Here is an 18,556-nt window from a genome sequence, read left to right on the forward strand (position 1 = left end):
TGGGATCGCTGGAAAGTTGCGGAAAATCGTTGTTTATTGCGCTCGCAGCCGTCTAAATCGCAAGGGCGTGCCGGCGTGTCTTCACGGTCAGGCAGGCGAGGGCGCCGACAATGACAGCGCCGGTCATCGCCTGCAAGACGCCGTGATTGTTCGCGGCGTGGTAATCCGATCCATGCAGCACCCAGCCGCTGGCCAGCGCGGAAGCTGCCAGGCCGAGCTTGGCGGTGAAGGTCAGCCACGCCATCGTCGTTGCCGGAGCGACACGGGTCGCTCGTTCCGCCGCCATGCCCGCGGCCAGGGACCATAACCCCAGTAGCACGCCGCCGCACGCCGAGCCGTAGACGAATCCGGCCAGCAACAGCGCGTCGCCACCCTGGGCGGCAACGCCACGAAAGACCAGGACGGACGCCAGCATGGCGCCGGCAGCGATGCGCAGCATGCCGGCCAGCGTGGTGCGGCGGGATAACCAGACCCACGCCGGTTGCGAGATGGCCGTTCCGGCCGCGATGGCCAGCAGCAGGTAGGCCACGTGCCCCTGATCGGATGATGCGACGAAGTAAACCTCGAGACGGCCAAACAGTGAGGTTCCTGCGGAGACGACGAACATCGCCGCCAGCATGCGTGATGGTTGCATGCCATAGCGCGTGGGCGACATCGCCGGTGGCGACGTCAAGGGCACGGCCGCCCCGCCGACCTCGGGTATCCGCGCATCGAGGTGCCGACGCAGCAGCATGGCGGTCAGCGTGGCGACCAGGGACACGGCGACGGTGAAGCAGGCGAAGATCGCGCGTGCCGATGCTTTTTCGTGGACCAGTAACGGCGCAAGCACCCCGGTGACCAGCATGGCCGCAACGCCGCCGGTCACGTAGCGGGTCGAGGCCAGCGCGGTGCGCTCGCGGTCGTCGAGGGTCAGCATGGCCAGCAACGCGTTCTGCGGCACGTCGATGAAGACGTAGGCGAGACGAAAGCAGACGACGCCTGCGACAGCCAGTGCGCCGTGGGCGAAGGGCGGCAGCAGCCCCGACAGGCCGAACGCCACGAAGGCGGCACCGCAGGCGAGCGTGGCCCACGCCTGGACCTGGCCGGCCTGTCGCACACCCAGACCCCATCGGGTCAGGAACCGCGCGGCGACGATATCCAGAACGGCAGACAAAGCCATGCTGACCGCGAGGACGCGCCCGGCATCCAGCGGGGGCATTTGCCATGCCTCGGTCAGCACGTAGCCGAAAAGCAGCTCGGCCGCGTGCCAGAACAGGCTTTTGCCGCCATGCGCCCCGCCGTAGGCGATCAGCCGCTGTCGATCCTCGTGCACCCGACACCCCACTTGCCGTGTGGAAAGGTGACCATGTTAGGGCCCTAGTGTTTCACCAGAAAAAACATTCCTTGAAGGGCAGGCTGGCTGCGCCGAGCGCCACGGGATCATGGGGGGCATCGGCCAGCACCACGGCCGGCAACGGGCGGCCATGGCCGCGACGCGATACGTTGTCGATGACGATGCGCGCGGCCAGTCGTGCCGCCAGGTCGGCCGGGGCCCTTCCGCCGAGCACGATGGCGGCGGGGTCCGCGATGGCGACCACGGCCGAACTCACCGCGGAAAGTCCAGGGGCCACGCGGTCCAGCCAGCGCTCGATGGCGGGCCACGCCGGGTCGTAGCCGTCGATCAGGGCCTGCACGGTGGGCAGGTCGTGGCCGTCCTCGACCAGCATGGTGCGCAGGGTTTCCAGGGCGGCGCGTTCATGCCCCAGCGCGGGCAGCATACCGGCGAACTCGCCCGCGTTGCCGTGATGACCGCGGTAGCAGCGGCCGTCCAGGATCATGCCGCCGCCGAAACCGTGGCCGAAGAAGTAATAGGCGAAGTCACGATAGTCGCGCCCGACGCCGTAGAGGCTTTCGCCGATGGCCGCCACGCTGCCGTCGTTGTCCAGCCAGACCGGATAGCCGGTCGCCTCCGACAACAGCACGTCCAGTTCGATCAGCGCGATATCGTCGAGCGCCGAGGGCGGGTTCATCCGCGATCCCTCGCCGATGAAGAAGCCCGTGGTGCCCACGCCCACGCCGAATACCCGTTCGACCGGCACGCCCGTGCGGCGCACCAGCCGGCCCAGCAAGGTGTCGATGCGTTTGACCAGGGCTTTCCGTCCGGTCGTGGCTAGCGTCTCGTCGTGGCGGATCAGCACGTTCCCGGCGAAATCGATCAGGCACAACGACATCGAGTCGGTGGTGATCGATACGCCGGCCGAATAGGCGAATGCCGGGTCCAGCGTGATCGCCACCGCCGGCTTGCCGCGTCCCACGGAGATGGTCTCGCCCATGCACAGCATGCCGCGCTCTACCAGTTCGTCGACCAGCCGCTTGATCGATTGGGCCGTGAGTCCCGTGGCCCGGCCGAGATCCGCCCGCGTGGTGGTGCCATGGTGACGGACGAGGTCGAGCAGGTCGCGTTCGTTGTGGGAAACCGTATCGGCGGAGTCCGGCGCACGCAGGAACTGCGGCGCCACCTGGCTGGCAAGGGGAGTGGGGGCGGGCATGGGTGGGCAGGGTTCCTCGTTTCTGTGGCGCTGGCAGCGTGGATTATGTCACTGCGGATCGAAGCGCAGGCCGAGGTGGTTGCCCACGGGCCGTTCGCGACCGGGAATGCCGGTGTGGATGGGACTGTTGACGATCGTGGCCGCGCCGTCCCGGCGCAGCACCATCGTCGACGAACCGCCACCGTCCAGGTTCATGGCCGAGCTGGCCCCGAGGTCACGCAGCAGCGCGGTCATTTCCTGCAGCGGCATGCCTTCGCTGTAGCCGGTCTGGCGACCGTCGACGATCACCAGCCATAGGCGCCTGGCGGCCTTGTCGATGCCGATCGCCGTACGTGGCTCGTTGTCCCTGTAGTAGTCCAGGCGGGGGCCTCCCAACGGACGTGCCTTGCCGTCCAGCATCAGGATCGGCCCGGCACCGACCGCCTCGGTGGTGCCTGCGGGACACGTCTTCGCCGCGATGGACAGATGGGCGCCATGGATGCACAGCGAGCCGTCGGAGCGCGCGTCCGTGCTGGCGTAGCCGGAATCCAGGTGACCCTGCGACATCGACACGCCATCCACCGTCACCGGCTGGCCGGGCTGTGCGACATACGGTTTATCGAGCAGGTGGCCGCCATCGAAAGGCAGGAAATAGGTGGCGTTTACCGCGGCGTCCAGGTGCTCGCGCTCGGCGAAGTCCGATGTCCGGGTGGCGACGAACTCGGTCGGCTTACCCTCGTCATCGTGTCCCGGTTGCCCGGGCGTGACGACGAAACGCAGGCCGGGCCGGGTCAGGTCGACCTCGAGGATATGGACCATCATCGGTCGCGGCGACGACAGCTGCCGGCGCGTGTAGACCAATCCGGGGCGTATCGTGGTCGGCGCCACGTCGCCTGCTGGTCGGTCGATCATCGGCTGGACGATCACACGATCGGCCGCGGCGTGCGCCGCAACGATGCGCTGGACCCTGTCGAGCAGGTCAGGCGACACCTGGAGCACGACATGCGGCGCATCGGTCAGGTCGAGTACGTCGCCCAGCGGTACGCACGCGGCACCCTGCGCGCATGTCGCCGTGGCGCGGTTGTCGGTGGCCATGGGCTCCCCGTTGGCGTCCGCGCGCACCGGCAGCACCAGCCAGGGCACGTGGCGGTGGCTGCACTCGGCGACAGCGGCACGCACGTCGTCGGGCTGTGCGCCCCAGCACCCGGCCGTGGCCAGGGTGGGTAACGGGACGAATGGCACGGCGGGGGCGCTACCGGCAAAGGCCACGCCGGCGCCGGCAAGGCAGGCCACGGCCATCGACACGGCAAGCGCCCGTTGGGCCATGCCATGGCCGGGTGAAACACGCTTAGAAGACATAGTTGACGCCCACGAAATACGCACGACCGTTATCCAGTTCTTCCTTGACCAGGTCCTGGCCCGGCCCGATCAGGCGCGTCGGTCGTGCATTGGTGAGGTTCTTGCCCTGGACCAGTGCGCTGAGGTGCGGCGTGAAGGCATAACGCACCTGGGCGTCGTAGGTCAGTGTACGGGCGTAGTACACGTCGTTCACCGCGTTGTCGGTGGCGACGCTGATCGGCATCTTGCCGGTGCGGTTCGCGCTCAGCTGGGCGTTGAACGCGCCGGCCGTGTACAGCAGCGAGGCGTTGAACACCGTTTTCGCGGCACCGGTGAGTGCGGGCAAGGTGCGCTGGCTGCCGTCACTCATGGTGATGGACGGGCCGGTCATGTCCAGCAGCGTGGCATTGAACGTACCGCCCAGTCCCTGCAAGGGCTCGGGCAGGAAGTCGAAGCGCAGGTCGACCAGGCTGAACTCGAGGCCCTTCACCCGCGCGCTGGCCGCGTTTTGCGCCTGCGTGGTCGTGACCAGGTAGGTGCCGGCCAGGCCGGCCGGATTCACCTGCGACTGCGTACTGGAAAGGTTGATGATCTCGTTGCGGATGTGCTTGTCGAAGGCGGCCAGGGAGAGCATGGCGTCGGGCGTGGCGTACCACTCCAGCGACAGGTCGTAGTTGCTCGACTCACGCGGTACCAGCGACGGATTGGCGAGGGTTTGCGAGATCGTTCCGCCGGCCAGGCTCACCGTCGGCACGCCGTTCTGGGCCAGCGCGGCGTAGGAGGGCCGCGCCAGCGTCTTGCTGGCCCCGCCACGCAGCACCAGCGTCGGGTCGATCTGGTAGGTGAATACGGCGGACGGCAGCCATTTACCGTAGCTGCTGTCGCTGGTCTGCCGCACGGTATGGGTCAGGCTGTTCGCCGGCTGCGGCACCGCGTTGACGATGGTCTGCGCGGTGTGTTCGTAGCGCACGCCCGCCGTCGCGGAAAGTGCGTCGCCGCGATAACCCGCCATGCCGTAGGCATTTTGCGTGGTCTCGTCGAGGTCGAAATCGCTGAGGGCGCTGTTGCGCGCGTTGGTCGAGGCCAGGGCGTAGTTGCCGGGATGGGCGAGGAAATAGGCGGTCGCCTTCGCCGGATCGATCAGCAGCATGGTCTGTCCCGCGCCGTCGTACGGAAGGTACAGCGTGTCTTCGACGCCGACGGTGCCGAGCGTGACCGGGCGGGTCGGGACATAGCCCAGTTCGTCCAGATCGTAGCGCTGCTGGCGATGGATGGACTGCACGCCGGTCTTGTAGCCCCAGCCGCTCGCATCCTCCTGCAGGTTGTGCGTGAAATCGGCCTTGAGCGTGCCGGTGCCCAGGCGACTGTGCTCGTCGCGCGACAGGTAGCTGGTCTGCGCGTAGTTGGATGGGTTCATGAAATACGTGGTGTTGGTCGGCGTGAACAGTGCCGTGTCGCCGGGCGACGCGTCGTAGCCGAAGCCGAGATTGGGCGACGAGGCGCTGGTGAACACATCTTCCTGCGTGGTCTGCCGGTAACTGCCCGCGGCGTAGTTGGCCGTGACATCCAGCTGGCTGCGTTCCGCCGGTTCATACGTGCCGCCCAGCTCCGCGTACTTGATGCGACGGACCTGGTCGTAGTGGTCGTAATCCGCCTGTGCGGCACCGCGGGCAAAGCTGCCGGTGGTCGGCGAGGTCAGTGTGGCCGGGCCTACACGGGAAAGGAACTGCGAGCGCCGCTGCTCGTCGTTCTCATGCCGGAAAAAGCCGCCGGTGAGGTGGGCGCGGGCGTTCTCCAGGTTGTCCCATTCCAGCTTGCCGAACACCGACTCGCGCGTGCGGAGGTTGTCGTAGCTGAGCCAGCGATGACGATCGGGCACGGCGACCAGGTCGTCCACGTTATCCGACGGACGCAACACCGAGCCCGTGCCGGCGGCGTTCTGGCGCAGCGAGGCCAGCCGTTGCGTGCCGCCCGTGTAGGGGTAATAGCCATTGCTGTCCATGGCCGTATCCAGCGACGACGAATCCCGCCGGAAGTAGCTGGACGACAGCACGAAACCGAAGTGCTTGTCCGGACCGAAGCGGTCGGTCACGGTGGCCTCGGCCTGGCCCGAGGGCTTCGAACTGCCGACGACACGCTGGTTGTCCCAGCGCGACAGGTTGGCGCGCGTGGAGGCGAACAGGCCCGGTACGTCGAAGGCACTGCGCGTGCGCAGGTTGGTAATGCCACCGATGGCGTCGGCGGGAAGGTCGGGGGTCACCGACTTGTAGATGCTGACCTGTTGCGCCAGCGACGAGGGCAGCACGTCCAGCGACACGTTGCGCGTGGTGGTTTCCGTCGAGGGCAGGGCGATGCCATCGACTGTGACCGTGTTGTAGTCCGGGTTCAAACCGCGCAGGTTGAGGAACTGCGCTTCGCCGCGACCGTTGTTGATCGTCATCGCCACGCCGGGGATGCGTTGCACCGCCTCACCCAGGCCGAAATCCGGGATGGAGCCGATCTCATCGGACGAGATGCCGTCGGAAATGACCGGCAGGGAGCGTTTTTCCGCGACGGCTTTCTGTAGCGACAGCGCCTTGCCCGTGACCTGCACGGATTCCAGCGACGTGCTGCCCGTGTCCTGGACCGCTGGCGGCGCGCCTTGCGCGATGGCCTGCCCGATAGCGAGCGACAGCACCGTGACGACCCACGGTGCGCGCACGGGACGGCGGCGTCCCGTGCGCGAAGATGACTTGGTCATGCGATTCCCCTGTGACAGTCGGCGCAGCCAACCCACGCCCTGAATCGAATGTTACTCACGTAAAGTTACTTAATTCTTACGGAGAGCGTGAAGGGCTGTTTCCGCGCATTCGACCAAGCGTCATGGATAGTTCTCCATAATGTAACTAAAGGTGATTAATATACGCGGGCTCGCGCTCCTGCTTCCGTCAAGGAAGCCCATCCTTCCAACCAGGTAACCGATATGAAAACAATGCTTTCCATGCTCTGCATGGCCTCGCTGGGAACCGCCGCGTTTCTCGCCGCGCCGTCGGCTCACGCACAAACCTCCGCCTGCAACTTCAACGCGCATGCGGCGGCGGTTGCCGGTGTCGGTCCCACCGGCAACATCGTCGTACTGGCTCACCGTGGCGTCTGGGGGTTGGTAAAGGGGGCGCACAACGACCCGGAAAACTCGCGCGGGGCGATCGAGACGGCCCGCGACAGTTGCCTCGACGGCATGGAACTGGACGTGAAACTGACCAAGGACCAGGTGCCCGTGCTGATGCACGACACCAACCTGGGCCGCACCACCAATGTCTACGCACGCAACAGCCCCGCGGCACAGAAATACGATCCGTACAAAAACACCGGCGACAATCCGACGGTGTCTTTTCTGACCGCGGCGCAGGTGACCGCACTGCAGCTGCTGGACAATCGCAACCGTGATCTCACCGGTTACCACGTTCCCACCGTCGAAACCGCGTTGGATTATTGGTCGATCAGTCCCAAGGGTACCGTCGTATTCGACGTGAAAGACGTTCTGACGATGCAGAAGGTGATCGCTGCCGCGCGCGCGTCGCTGGGAACACGCCTGGATCCCCTGGGCGCGGGACTGTTCTACAAGCTCAATGCCACGATCTTCCCAACCTATGCCGCCTATCTTTCGGCCGCAGGCGCGAATGCGCATATCACGCCGATTCCGGTGTACACGCCCAACATGCTGGTAAAAATCAATGTCCCGGCGTCGTACGCGGACTGGGCCAAGCACGTGCACCATATCGAAATCGACATGAAGACCACCAACGGTCTTCTCAGCGACATCTACAACAGTGCGGAACGGAACCCGGGCATCAAGGTAGGCGTGTTCAACGCCATCCCGGATGCCGATCGCTCCACCGGGGAGTTCTTCAAGAGCAACGGCCAGTGCTGCTACAAGCTCAACGACCTTCTTGTGGTCAGCTCGACCTTGCGTGACAGTACCGACCAGCGCGGCAGCTTCGGCTACGTGACCGACAACTTCGACATCATCACCACCGACGATCCGTTCGGCCTGCTCGACACGCTGTGACCTGACGACCCTCGCGGCACTGTAACGGCGCATGCCGTTGCAGTGCTCCGTTGCCACCCTGCGAAGGACGAACCGACGATGTCTCCCTTGCCTGGTCGCGGCCTTGCCTTGTTCTGTCTGGGCGCCGTGGTCGTCGCCTCTTATCTCCTGCACGTCGACGCCGTCGCCGTGCACGCCACCGATCCGGTCCGGGTCCGTAACGTCGACCCTCGCCATGCTTCCTTTTCTCGCGCGAACGACACGGGGCTGGCCCGTGCCGATCGTGCCCAACGGGTATATGCCGACACCGAGCGCCTCGCCGTGTGTCAGGCCATCGCCAACCAGTCCGCCGACGACGCCGTGCCCGTGGAAACGCCGGAGCCCGCGGCACGCCGGGTCGTCGAGGGATGTCGCGCACATCTGGCCGCGAGCAACGCGGATATCGTCTCGCGCCTGCAGTCCGCCGCCGATGCGGGCAGCCAGGCGGCGTCGCTGGATCTCGCCCAGCGACGCATCGACAGCGACGCGGCCGATCTGGATGCCGTCAAGGTGGACGTCAGCCCGGAGGAACTGGCCATGCTACGGGAACGCTACGCGGCCGATGTGCGCGCGCTGAGCGACCTGGCCCTGCATGGCGATGCCGCCGCGGCCCGACAGTTCGCCGAACTCCAGTCGGCAGGAACGCTGCTGCCCCCCGATCCCGTGCGCGCTGCCGGCTGGCAGCTTTACGCCAGCATGATCGACCAGTCCGGAACGCTGGCCGATACCGACCTGATTCGCGACCCCGCCCTCGACGACTTGGGCCAGGACGACGCGCTGGCTGCCGTGGCCTACGCGCACGCGCTCCAGGGCGCTGCCAATCCCTCGCCGTGACATTTTTTTCATTGCTACCCACAAGGATTTCCCGCATGAACCTCAAGGCCCGCACGGTCACGATGTACAGCGTAGCCATGGCCTGCGCACTGGCGCTCGGCACCTGTGTTACCGCGAAGGAACTCGCCGATGCCGCCGCAGGCACGGCGGTGCCGCATGCCGTGACAGCGTTGCCGGCGGGGCAGATGCTGCGCTTCGGCGACACGGTGATGACCGCCGATGCATATCATCGCCTGGTGTCCGAATTACCGCCCCGGTTTGCGGAATACGAGCGTCGCCGATCACCCGAATTCGCCCTGAACTACGCGAAGAATCGCGTGCTCGCCGATGCCGCACGGCAGCAGCACCTGGAGAACGATCCGGGTGTGGCGGCGCGCCTGCGCATGGCGCAGGATGAAGTGCTCGCCGCCTCCCTGGCGCAGCACCTGGCCGATGACTACCACCCTGACGACGCCACGCTGCATGGTTATTTCGACAGTCACAGGACGGACTACACGCGCTACCAGCTCAGCCACATCCTGGTTCGCTGCGATGACGGCTGCACGGATCCGGCAGCGAAGGCCAAGGCATGGGCGAAGATCACCGAGATCCAGCGTGCCCTGAAGGCGGGAGGCGACTTCACGGCACTGGCCACCGCTCGGTCGGAAGACCCGCAGACCGCCGGGCAGGGCGGCGCGATCGACCAGACGCTGGGTCGCTTCATCGCGCCCGAGTTCAAGGCCGCGGTGCTCGCGTTGAAGGAGGGGCAGGTCACCGCGCCGCTGGCCAGTGCGCACGGCTTCCACCTGATCCGGCTGGACAACATCGACGCGCCGGACTTCGCTTCATCGCGCGACTGGGTACTGAAGGAAATGCAGGATACCCATGCCAGCGACCGTCTGCGGCAGCTGGAGACGCAAGCCGATATCCGTCTGAGCGCCGAAAGTTTCGACGAGACCGCCCCGGCGTCGCGCTGACCGTGCTTGCGATGCGGTGTCCGCTTTGAGGACATCGGTTCGTCCCGGTAAGGGACACCCGTGGGAACGAGGAACGCCGTGGCGGGTGCCGGAAGGACGCCGCGGCGCCTGGCACGTTTGCTGCACTGCGATCCGGAGCGGATCCCCACCGCGTCCCAACGGAGCAAGTTCATGCGAATGCTGACCTGGATTCATGTAGGCGACCTGCACGCGTCCGACGAAGACGGTTACGAAAGCCTCTCCCACCTTTCCGCCGTCGTGGACGATGTCAACGTGCGGATGAAGCACGGCGTCGACTTCGCCTTCCTGCCTGGCGACAACGCCAACCACGCCACGGCCGAGCAATACGCGCGCATCCGCGAGGTGCTCGAAGGCATGCCGTTGCCGTTGCACGCCATTCCGGGCGACCACGATTTCGAGGATGGCGACCTGGTGGCGTTCTACGAGGGTCTGGGTGGCGAGACGTTGCCCCGTCGCGTCACGGTGAACGGTCGGGCCTGCCTGTTCCTGGATGTCGTGTCCCAGGGCACGGGCGGCCCCGACTTCCGGCTCGGCGAGACCCAGCAGGCCTGGCTGGCGAACGAACTGACGCAGGCACGGGCGACCGGTGTCGCCCCGCTGGTCTTCATGCATGCCTACCCAGGCGACCTGGCCGACGAGGGCGAGGCGCTGGGGCGCATGTTCGCCGAGGCGGGCGTGGCATTCGTCGATACCGGACACACCCATTACAACGAACTGCTCAACGACGGCACCGTGCTATATGGCGCCACGCGGTCCACCGGGCAGATCGAGGAAGACGAAGGTACGCCGGGGTATACGGTGGTGAACGTCGACGAAGGCGTGGTGAGCTGGCGCTTCTGTCGCCTGCGCGACCCACGCCCGTTCGTGATGATCACGCAGCCGGCGGATGTACGGCTGGTGACCGATCCGGCATCGCCGCAGGTCGTCGATCCGTCCGGTGTGGTGCACGTGCGCGCCAAGGTATTCGGCGAGGACATCCGTTCGGTGACGGCCGGCGTGGCCGACGGCCCGATGGTGGCGATGTCGCCGGTGGCCGGGGAGGCCTGCGTGTGGGAGGCACGGATCCACGGGCCGGCCATCGATACGCAGGTCGCCGTCAGGGTGGTGGCGACCGACCGGCACGGCGTCGTCGGCGACGATGCCATCCTCGCCGTGACCCCGACGGAAGCCGCCCGGCGCGAGCGGCAGGACGCGGCCCCGGGCAGCGATGCACATGCCGTGGAGGCGTGGCCCGCGCACGGCATCCTGGGCAGCCAGCTGGGTCCGAACAAGCACGGGCGGCACTGGTGAGCGCCGCACCAGGCGCGCCCACGGCGCGCATGCCCGGGCAGCGTCCCCTCGAAGCGCTGAACTTCTTCATCGCCGATGTGCAGGCCGGGATCGGTCCTTTCCTCGGCGTTTTCCTGCAGTCGCTGGGCTGGACGACCGGCGCGATCGGCACGGTGATGACGATGGGCGGTGTGGCGGGGCTGCTGGTGACGGCGCCCGCGGGCGCGATCATCGACGCCACTCGCGCCAAACGCCTGGCCGTGGTGCTGTCCGCCCTGTGCACGGTGCTCGCCTCGTGCATCGTGTGGTTCACGCACTCCTTCGCCACGGTGGCGATCTCGCAGGTGGCCACGGCCATCGCCGGTGCGCTGATCGGCCCCGCCATCGCCGGCATCACGCTCGGCATGGCGCGTGCGCGCGGTTTCGACCGGCAATTCGGCCGCAACCAGGTGGCCAACCACGCGGGTAACGTCATCGGTGCGGCCTTGTCCGGCTTCATCGGCTGGAAGTTCGGCTTCGGCGGCGTGTTCGTCGTGGCCGGCGTGTTCGCCGCGCTGTCCATCGGCGCGGTGCTGCTGATCCCCGCCAAGGCGATCGATCATCGTGCCGCGCGCGGCCTGGAAAACGACACGGACGACGACCAGGCTCCGTCGGGTTTCTCCATCCTGCTGACCTGCCGGCCCCTGCTGCTGTTGTCGGCGGCACTGGCGTTGTTTCACCTGGGTAACGCGGCGATGCTGCCCCTCTACGGCCTGGCCGTGGTCGCGGGTGGCCAGGCCGACCCCAGTGCCTTCACGGCGCTGACCATCATCATCGCCCAGCTGGTCATGGTGGTGGCTTCGCTGGTGGCGATGCGGATGATCCGGACCACGGGCTACTGGTGGGTGATCCTCATCACCTTCCTGGCGTTGCCGGTGCGTGGCCTCGTGGCGGCGCTGTTCATCGGTCACTGGGGTGTATATCCCGTACAGATGCTGGACGGCATCGGCGCCGGCCTGCAAAGCGTCGCTGTGCCGGCGCTGATCGCACGCCTGATGCAAGGCACCGGTCGCGTCAACGTCGCGCAGGGCGCAGTCATGACCATGCAGGGCCTGGGCGCGGCACTCAGCCCGTTGCTCGGCGGCATGATGGCGCAGTCGATCGGTTACCGCGGCGCGTTCCTGGTGCTGGGCGCTATCTCGGTCGGATCCCTCGCGCTGTGGTTCCTCAACCGCCACCAGCTGCACGAGGCGTGCGGCCATCCCGGCAGCGCCGGTCGCGATGCTCGGGTCGCTCCTGCCGGAGGTGTCGCATGAGCGCGCCATGGCTCGCCTGGGCAATCGTCGGTATCGCCACCGCGGGCGTGGTCGGCCGGCCGTTCAAATGGCCCGAAGCCATCTGGGCCGTGGGCGGCGCGGTGGCGGTGGTCGTCTTCGGCTGCCTGTCACCCGCGGCGGCCGGTTCGGCGGTCATGAAGGGCATGGATGTCTACCTGTTCCTGACCGGCATGATGCTGCTGTCCGAACTGGGCCGGCGCGAAGGCCTGTTCGACTGGATCGCCGCCGTCGCGGTCAACCACGCACACGGCTCCCCCGTGCGCCTGTTCGTATTGGTGTACCTCACCGGCATCGTCACCACCACGTTCCTGTCCAACGACGCGACGGCGGTGGTGCTGACGCCCGCGGTGTTCGCCATCGCGCGGCGGGCGAAGGCGGAGCCGCTGCCGCTGCTGTTCATCTGCGCCTTCATCGCCAATGCCGCCAGCTTCGTGCTGCCGATCTCCAACCCGGCCAACCTGGTGCTGTATGCCGGCCACGTGCCGTCGCTGGGAGCGTGGCTGGCACGCTTCGGGCTGGCCTCGGTGGTCGCCATCGTGGCCACCTTCGCGGCGTTGTACCTGACCCAGCGCAGCAAGCTCGGCGGTTCTTGCGAGGCGCAGGTGGACGTGCCGCGCCTGTCGGGCCACGGCAAGCTCACGCTCGTCGCCATCGCGGCCACGGCCGTCGTGCTGATGGCCGTCTCGGCATGGGACGGCAGCCTGGGCCTTCCGACCGCGATCATGGGCGTGCTGGCCCTCGTGGCGGTGTCGTGGCGGAAACGGGAAAGCCCGCGCGCCGCCATCGCGGGCGTCTCGTGGGGCGTGCTGCCGCTCGTGGCCGGTCTGTTCGTGCTGGTGGAAGTGCTGGTCGCCACCGGCGTGGTCGGCCTGCTGGCACACAGCCTGCAAGACCTCGCCTCGCGCAGCATCACCCTCGCCGCCTGGGCGGCTGGCGCGGCGACGGGACTGGGCGGCAACCTGGCCAACAACCTGCCGGTCGGCCTGCTGGCCAGCGCCACGCTGGCCCAGGCGCATGCCGCGCAGCAGGTCGTGGACGCCACGCTGGTGGGCGTGGACCTGGGCCCGAACCTGTCGATCACCGGCTCCCTCGCCACCATCCTCTGGTTGCAGGCGATCCGGCGGGAAGGGGAGGCGGTGGGCTTCTGGCAGTTCCTGAAGACCGGTAGCGTGGTGATGTTGCCGGCGTTGGTGCTGACGCTGTGGTGTGTGATCCGGTGAGGCAGGCGGTTGGTGCGTGACGGGTGGTTGGGGTCGTGACCTCGACGCTCGTGTGTAGGAGCGCACGCACGTGCGCGACATGCGTTGAGGCCATGCCCGCCACCCCGGCGCGTGAGCCCGTGGATCGACGCGAAAAGATGTCGCGCACAACGTGCGCTCCTACCGGAACCGAACCGGCCGAACCTCTCCGACGAGCACGGAAATAATTCGGCAACATCCCCTCGATAACCTTGATGCAATCGGTTGCATTACATTTCATCCAGGGGCTTCTCCGTGAACGACACTCGTATCCTCCGCAAGACCGTGCTGGCCTGCCTTGTCGCTGCCTGGTGCCAGGGCATCGCCGCACAGTCGGCGCCCGTGCCGCCCGCTGCGGTGCCGCCTACCCCGGTAGCACCGGGCGACGACAAGGCCCAGGCCGGGGATGCGCAGAAGCTGGACGGCATGGTGGTGACCGGTATCCGTCGTGCGAACGATGCGGCCATCGACAGCAAGCGCGCCAGCACCAACATTTCCGACGTGGTCAGCGCCACGGACGTGCGTGCGCTGCCCGATGCCACCATCGTGGAGGCGCTGCGCCGGGTGCCCGGTATCTCGGTGCTGCCGGCCACGGACAACGAGCACCCGCGCGACGAAGCGGCCACACCGGTCATCCGCGGCCTGGGCCCGTCGTACAACAACGTGACCATCGATGGCCTGACCATTGCGTCGCCGGGTACGCCCAACGGCAACCTCGGCTCCATCACGCGCGGCGTGCGCCTGGACATCCTGCCGTCCTCCATGGTCAGCGAGTTGCAGGTAGTGAAGACCTTCACGCCCGAGCTGGACCCCAACGCGACCGGTGGTGCCATCAACCTGAAGACCCGCAGCGCCTTCGAGAACGGTGGCAAGCCGTTCTTCACGATGGAGACCTCCGCAGGACACGCCAGCGAGAACGGCCGCCCGCGCGACCAGAGCGATCCGGGATACCGCTTCAACGCCACGGGGAGCACCACGTTCGGTGACGAGCACCAGTACGGCTTCACGCTGTCCGGCAACTACCAGACGCTGAGCAGCTACACCGAAACGCACATGACCACCGACACGATCCACGAGAGCTTCTACGACAACGGTGGGCATCTGCTTTCGGGAACCAACCTGGGTAACGGCTACGCGGTGCCGCAGCAGGACAAGTACTGGTACGTCGACGACAAGCGCGACCGCTACGGCCTCACCGGCAAGTTCGAGGCGAAGTTCAGCGACGACGTGCAGGGCTATGCCACCGCCGGCTACTACTCGTTCAAGGACGACATGCAGCGCAACGAACTGCTCATCGATCCGCGCAACCGCAACATGGTATACAACCAGACCCCGACCTCGGGCACCTATCCGGTAGGCGATGTCGAGGTGGGCTATTCCCACCAGGTGACCACCACGCGCACCAAGCTGTTCCAGACCGGCCTGGACTGGCATGTGGACGATCGCCAGGTGCTGAGCGCGAAGGCGTCGTGGTCGGATGCGACCTACGATGAGCCGATCCAGATGTACAAGTACGTCACCGGGGCGATGCGCCCCGCCGCGGTACCGACCGGCACCACCGGCCCCGGCGTGACCGTCAACCCGACATCGGCCTATGGCTTCACCTACGACACCTCGCAGTTCAACCAGCGGTTCCCGGTGTCGCCGCAGTCGTTCTACAACTACGGCAACTACAGCCTGTTGTACTGGCGCCCCGACTACAAGCGCACCGCGGAGGACAAGATCCTGACCGGGCGGCTGGACTATGCGTTCAACCGCGACGAATCCGATCGCGGGTTCGGTTTCGGTGCCGGCGTGTCGTATACGACGGACAAGCCGGGTTACAGCGTGTACCGCGACGAGTTCCAGCCGAACGCCGCGGCGCCCGCGCTGAACATCGCCGATGTATTGGCACCGTCGAACGCACCCATGCGTTATCTCGGTCTCAACCTGATCACGATCGATCCGAAAAAGGCCAACGCCGCGTTGCGCGCAGTGCCGCTCAGCGCCTTCAACGCGACCGACCAGTCGTCCTTCAGCAACCAGGACAACTTCTCCCACGAGGAGAAGATATTCGGCGCGTACGGTGACGTGGGCTATCGCTCGGACAACCTGGATATCCTGGCCGGCCTGCACTACGACGGCACGCGCCAGTCCACGGTCGGGCGCCAGCGCCAGCTGGATCCGACCACGGGCCTGTACGGCTACGTGGATGCGCCGACCCATTCGCGGTACAGCTACCTGCTGCCGTCCGCGATCATGACCTACCACATCAACGACAACCTGGACCTGCGTGCAGCGGCCAGCCGCACGCTCGGTCGCCCGCCGTACGATGCGTACGCAGCGCGCACCTCGATCGGTTTCGTCAACACAGGCGATGTCGGCAACCCGAATGCCCAGGGCGTCACGGTCACCATCGGCAATCCGCAGATCAAGCCGCGCGTGTCGACCAACCTCGACCTGGCGCTGGACTGGCAGCTTCCCGGCGACTACGACGGCATGCTGTCGGCGGCGGTGTTCAACAAGCGCATCCAGAACGAGATCTTCACGCTGTCCAGCCTGGGCACCTTCGCGTACAACGGCACCACGTACAACAACGTTTTCATCAGCACGCCGTCCAATGCGTCGCGGGCGCACATCCGCGGCGTGGAACTGTCGGGCGTGCTCAATTCGCTCGAGCCCCTCGTGCCCTGGCTGGCCGACTTCGGCGTCAGCGGCAACGTCGCCATGCTGGACGGTGGCCTGGAGGTGCCCTACAGCACCGGCACGACGACCATCGCGCAGCAGAGCCGGCATATCGACCGCCTTGTCGGCCAGCCCAACTACACGGCCAACGCGTCGGTGTTCTACACCCATGACGGCCTGGAACTGCGCGCGGCCTTCAACCGGCAGGGCAAGGCGCTGCGCTCGGTGGTCAGCAACATCGCCTGGCAGGACCTGTACTGGGCGCCGCGCTCGCAGCTGGACCTGTCGGCCACCTATGCGATCACCCCGTCGCTGAGCGTCCTGGCGCAGGTGAGCAACGTGACCCACACCCGCATCACCAGCTTCGTCGGCCCCCGCGAAAACCTGCTGAAAGACAGCTACTCGGTTCCCACGACATACTGGTTCGGCGTGCGTTACACGCCCAAGCTCTGATCCCGAGGATAGACACCCATGCATCCCCTGTTACCGGCCATTGGCATCGCCCTGTTGGCGTTTGTCCTTCCATCGCAGGCCACACCCACGTCCATGCAGGCCACCCAGGCGCGGCTGGCGCGCCCGGACGGCGGTCTCATCGTCGTGGCCCACCGGGGTTGCCATAACCCCGCACCCGGGCACGGGTTTGCCGGCCATGCACCCGAGAACTCGCTGGCCGGGTTGCAGCGCTGCATTGCCATCGGTGCGGACATGATGGAAACGGACGTGCGCAAGGCGGCCGACGGCACCCTGGTGATGTTCCATGACGACACGGTGGACCGGACCACGGACGGCCACGGCAAGGTGGCGGACCTGACCTGGGCCGACCTCTCGCAGCTGCGCCTGAAGGACGACGAGGGTCAGCCGGGCATGGCCCTGACCGACCTGCATCCGTTGTCGCTGGCGCAGATCCTGGCCGCGGCGAAGGGGCGCATCATGCTCAACCTCGACGTTAAGGCGGCCGTCTATGTGGAGACGGTGGACGCGGTGCGCCGCGCGGGCATGGAGCGGCAGGTGGTGGTGAAGACGGAAGTGGGCGTGGACAGCAGTCCGGTGGCGGCGATGTCGCCGTTCGACCACGTCAACTTCATGCCCATCCTCATGAATGCCCATGGCGATGCCGACCTGGCCGCAATCGCGACGAAGCAGGGTGAGGGCGGCGCACGACCGGTGGCGTTCGAGCTGCCGCGCATGCAGGCCGCGCAGCTCGCACCCGTGGTGGTCGTCGCGCGCCGCCTGCACGTGCGGTTGTTCGTCAACACGCTGTGGCAGGGCTTCGTGGCCGGCTACGGTGGCGACGCCGATGCCCTGGCAAATCCGGATGCCGTGTGGGGGCGCCTGTTCCGCGAAGGCGTCAGCATCATCCAGACCGACGAACCCGAGGCCGCGCTGCGCTACCGCGATGGCCTGGAGGGCGCGGCCCGTGCAGGCTGATACCCCAAGCACGGTAGACGACGTGCCGGATGCGGCCCGCCGGAACTGGATCGCCCTCGGCGGCTCCGCCCTGGCCGGGTTGTCGTTGCTGGCACCGATGGCACCCGTGCGGGCCACGCCGCGCACGGTGGGCCACAAGTTCCTGGCCAACCGCCAGGTGCATGCCTTCGCCGGCAACACCCTCATCTGCCACGTGCCGCAGCAGGGTGCCGGCTTTGCCGCGTTCGACGCGTTGCTGGACATCTACCGCGAGTTTCCCGCACAGGCCTTCATGGAAAAGGTGGCGGTCCTGCCGCCATCCAGTTACCACATGACCGTGCTGGGGGGCGCGGACGACGAGCATCGCACGTCCGGGGTATGGCCCCGGGACGTACCGACGGACGCCACCATGGCCCAGTGCGACGCGGCGCTGGCCGGCAAGCTGGCGTTGTTCGCCCTGGACTGCGAGTTACCGCTGCGAATGCGGGTGGACACGCAGCGGGCCGGGCCCGCCGAGGGCCTGCGCATCGAGATGGTGCCCGTGGATGCGGCGGAAGAGGCGAAGCTGCGCCGGCTGCGCGACCGTCTATCGCAGGCCACCGGTATCCGTGCCCCCGACCACGACAGCTTTACCTTTCACATTTCCCTGGGCTACCTGGTGGCCGACCTGACCGCCGACGAGCGCAAGGCGTTCGAGGCGGCCCGTCGACGCTGGCATGCGGACCTGGCCCGCAAGGTGCCGGTGTGGAACCTGGGCGCGCCCGAGTTCTGCACCTTCGGCGACATGTACGCCTTCCGGCGGCGCTTCTACATCGTCTGACCACGAAAACCATCCAGAAACGGGTAGGGCGGCCGATACACGGGGTGTAGCCTTGGTAAGAGGGGCTCGCTCTATACTTCGCGCCGGGCGAACGCCCGTCACTCGCCAGGGTTGGGGATC

The 18,556-nt window shown here is 66.9% G+C and carries 13 protein-coding genes; 9 read left to right on the forward strand and 4 right to left on the reverse strand.

Going from position 1 to position 18,556, the window contains the following annotated elements:
* Positions 1 to 52 precede the first annotated feature (52 nt).
* The 4 genes from AB8808_RS09900 to AB8808_RS09915 are packed head-to-tail and all read right to left on the reverse strand — an operon-like array spanning position 53 to position 6,585.
* Positions 53 to 1,312, reverse strand: coding sequence for an MFS transporter (locus AB8808_RS09900; RefSeq protein ID WP_369928944.1), 1,260 nt, complete (start codon positions 1,310 to 1,312; stop codon positions 53 to 55).
* A 52-nt stretch (positions 1,313 to 1,364) separates the two neighbouring features.
* Entirely contained in the window at positions 1,365 to 2,528 is a 1,164-nt protein-coding gene (locus tag AB8808_RS09905) for an ROK family transcriptional regulator (protein ID WP_369928946.1), read from the reverse strand.
* Between the two features lie 48 nt (positions 2,529 to 2,576).
* Entirely contained in the window at positions 2,577 to 3,833 is a 1,257-nt protein-coding gene (locus tag AB8808_RS09910) for a phosphodiester glycosidase family protein (RefSeq protein WP_369928948.1), read from the reverse strand.
* 22 nt (positions 3,834 to 3,855) lie between these two features.
* The gene (locus AB8808_RS09915) at positions 3,856 to 6,585 is read right to left on the reverse strand and encodes a TonB-dependent receptor (RefSeq protein WP_369928950.1); all 2,730 of its coding nucleotides are present in this window, start codon (positions 6,583 to 6,585) and stop codon (positions 3,856 to 3,858) included.
* 222 nt (positions 6,586 to 6,807) lie between these two features.
* Between AB8808_RS09915 and AB8808_RS09920 the strand changes: the two genes are divergently transcribed.
* The 9 genes from AB8808_RS09920 to AB8808_RS09960 all read left to right on the forward strand — a co-directional run bounded on the left by AB8808_RS09920 (position 6,808) and on the right by AB8808_RS09960 (position 18,436).
* Positions 6,808 to 7,893, forward strand: coding sequence for a glycerophosphodiester phosphodiesterase family protein (locus tag AB8808_RS09920; protein ID WP_369928952.1), 1,086 nt, complete (start codon positions 6,808 to 6,810; stop codon positions 7,891 to 7,893).
* Between the two features lie 78 nt (positions 7,894 to 7,971).
* Positions 7,972 to 8,745, forward strand: a complete 774-nt coding sequence (locus AB8808_RS09925; RefSeq protein WP_285404618.1) for a hypothetical protein — start codon at positions 7,972 to 7,974, stop codon at positions 8,743 to 8,745.
* Positions 8,746 to 8,780: 35 nt separating this feature from the next.
* The gene (locus AB8808_RS09930) at positions 8,781 to 9,701 is read left to right on the forward strand and encodes a peptidylprolyl isomerase (protein ID WP_369928953.1); all 921 of its coding nucleotides are present in this window, start codon (positions 8,781 to 8,783) and stop codon (positions 9,699 to 9,701) included.
* 171 nt (positions 9,702 to 9,872) lie between these two features.
* Positions 9,873 to 11,012, forward strand: a complete 1,140-nt coding sequence (locus AB8808_RS09935; protein ID WP_369928954.1) for a metallophosphoesterase family protein — start codon at positions 9,873 to 9,875, stop codon at positions 11,010 to 11,012.
* Between the two features lie 29 nt (positions 11,013 to 11,041).
* Positions 11,042 to 12,286, forward strand: a complete 1,245-nt coding sequence (locus AB8808_RS09940) for an MFS transporter (protein ID WP_369931232.1) — start codon at positions 11,042 to 11,044, stop codon at positions 12,284 to 12,286.
* Complete coding sequence (locus AB8808_RS09945; RefSeq protein WP_369928955.1) at positions 12,283 to 13,527, forward strand: arsenic transporter; 1,245 nt, start codon at positions 12,283 to 12,285, stop codon at positions 13,525 to 13,527. Before AB8808_RS09940 ends, AB8808_RS09945 begins: the two co-directional genes overlap by 4 nt.
* Before the next feature lie 444 nt (positions 13,528 to 13,971).
* A complete protein-coding gene (locus tag AB8808_RS09950; RefSeq protein ID WP_369931233.1) occupies positions 13,972 to 16,662 on the forward strand; it encodes a TonB-dependent receptor in 2,691 nt (896 codons plus the stop codon).
* Positions 16,663 to 16,680: 18 nt separating this feature from the next.
* Complete coding sequence (locus AB8808_RS09955) at positions 16,681 to 17,637, forward strand: glycerophosphodiester phosphodiesterase family protein (protein ID WP_369928957.1); 957 nt, start codon at positions 16,681 to 16,683, stop codon at positions 17,635 to 17,637.
* On the forward strand, positions 17,627 to 18,436 hold the full coding sequence (locus AB8808_RS09960; RefSeq protein ID WP_369928959.1) for a DUF1868 domain-containing protein: 810 nt from the start codon (positions 17,627 to 17,629) through the stop codon (positions 18,434 to 18,436). The genes AB8808_RS09955 and AB8808_RS09960 overlap by 11 nt, the downstream gene beginning before the upstream one ends.
* Positions 18,437 to 18,556: the final 120 nt, after the last annotated feature.

The sequence above is a fragment of the Xanthomonas sp. NCPPB 2632 genome, from assembly GCF_041228075.2.
In the GTDB taxonomy this organism is placed as follows: domain Bacteria; phylum Pseudomonadota; class Gammaproteobacteria; order Xanthomonadales; family Rhodanobacteraceae; genus Luteibacter.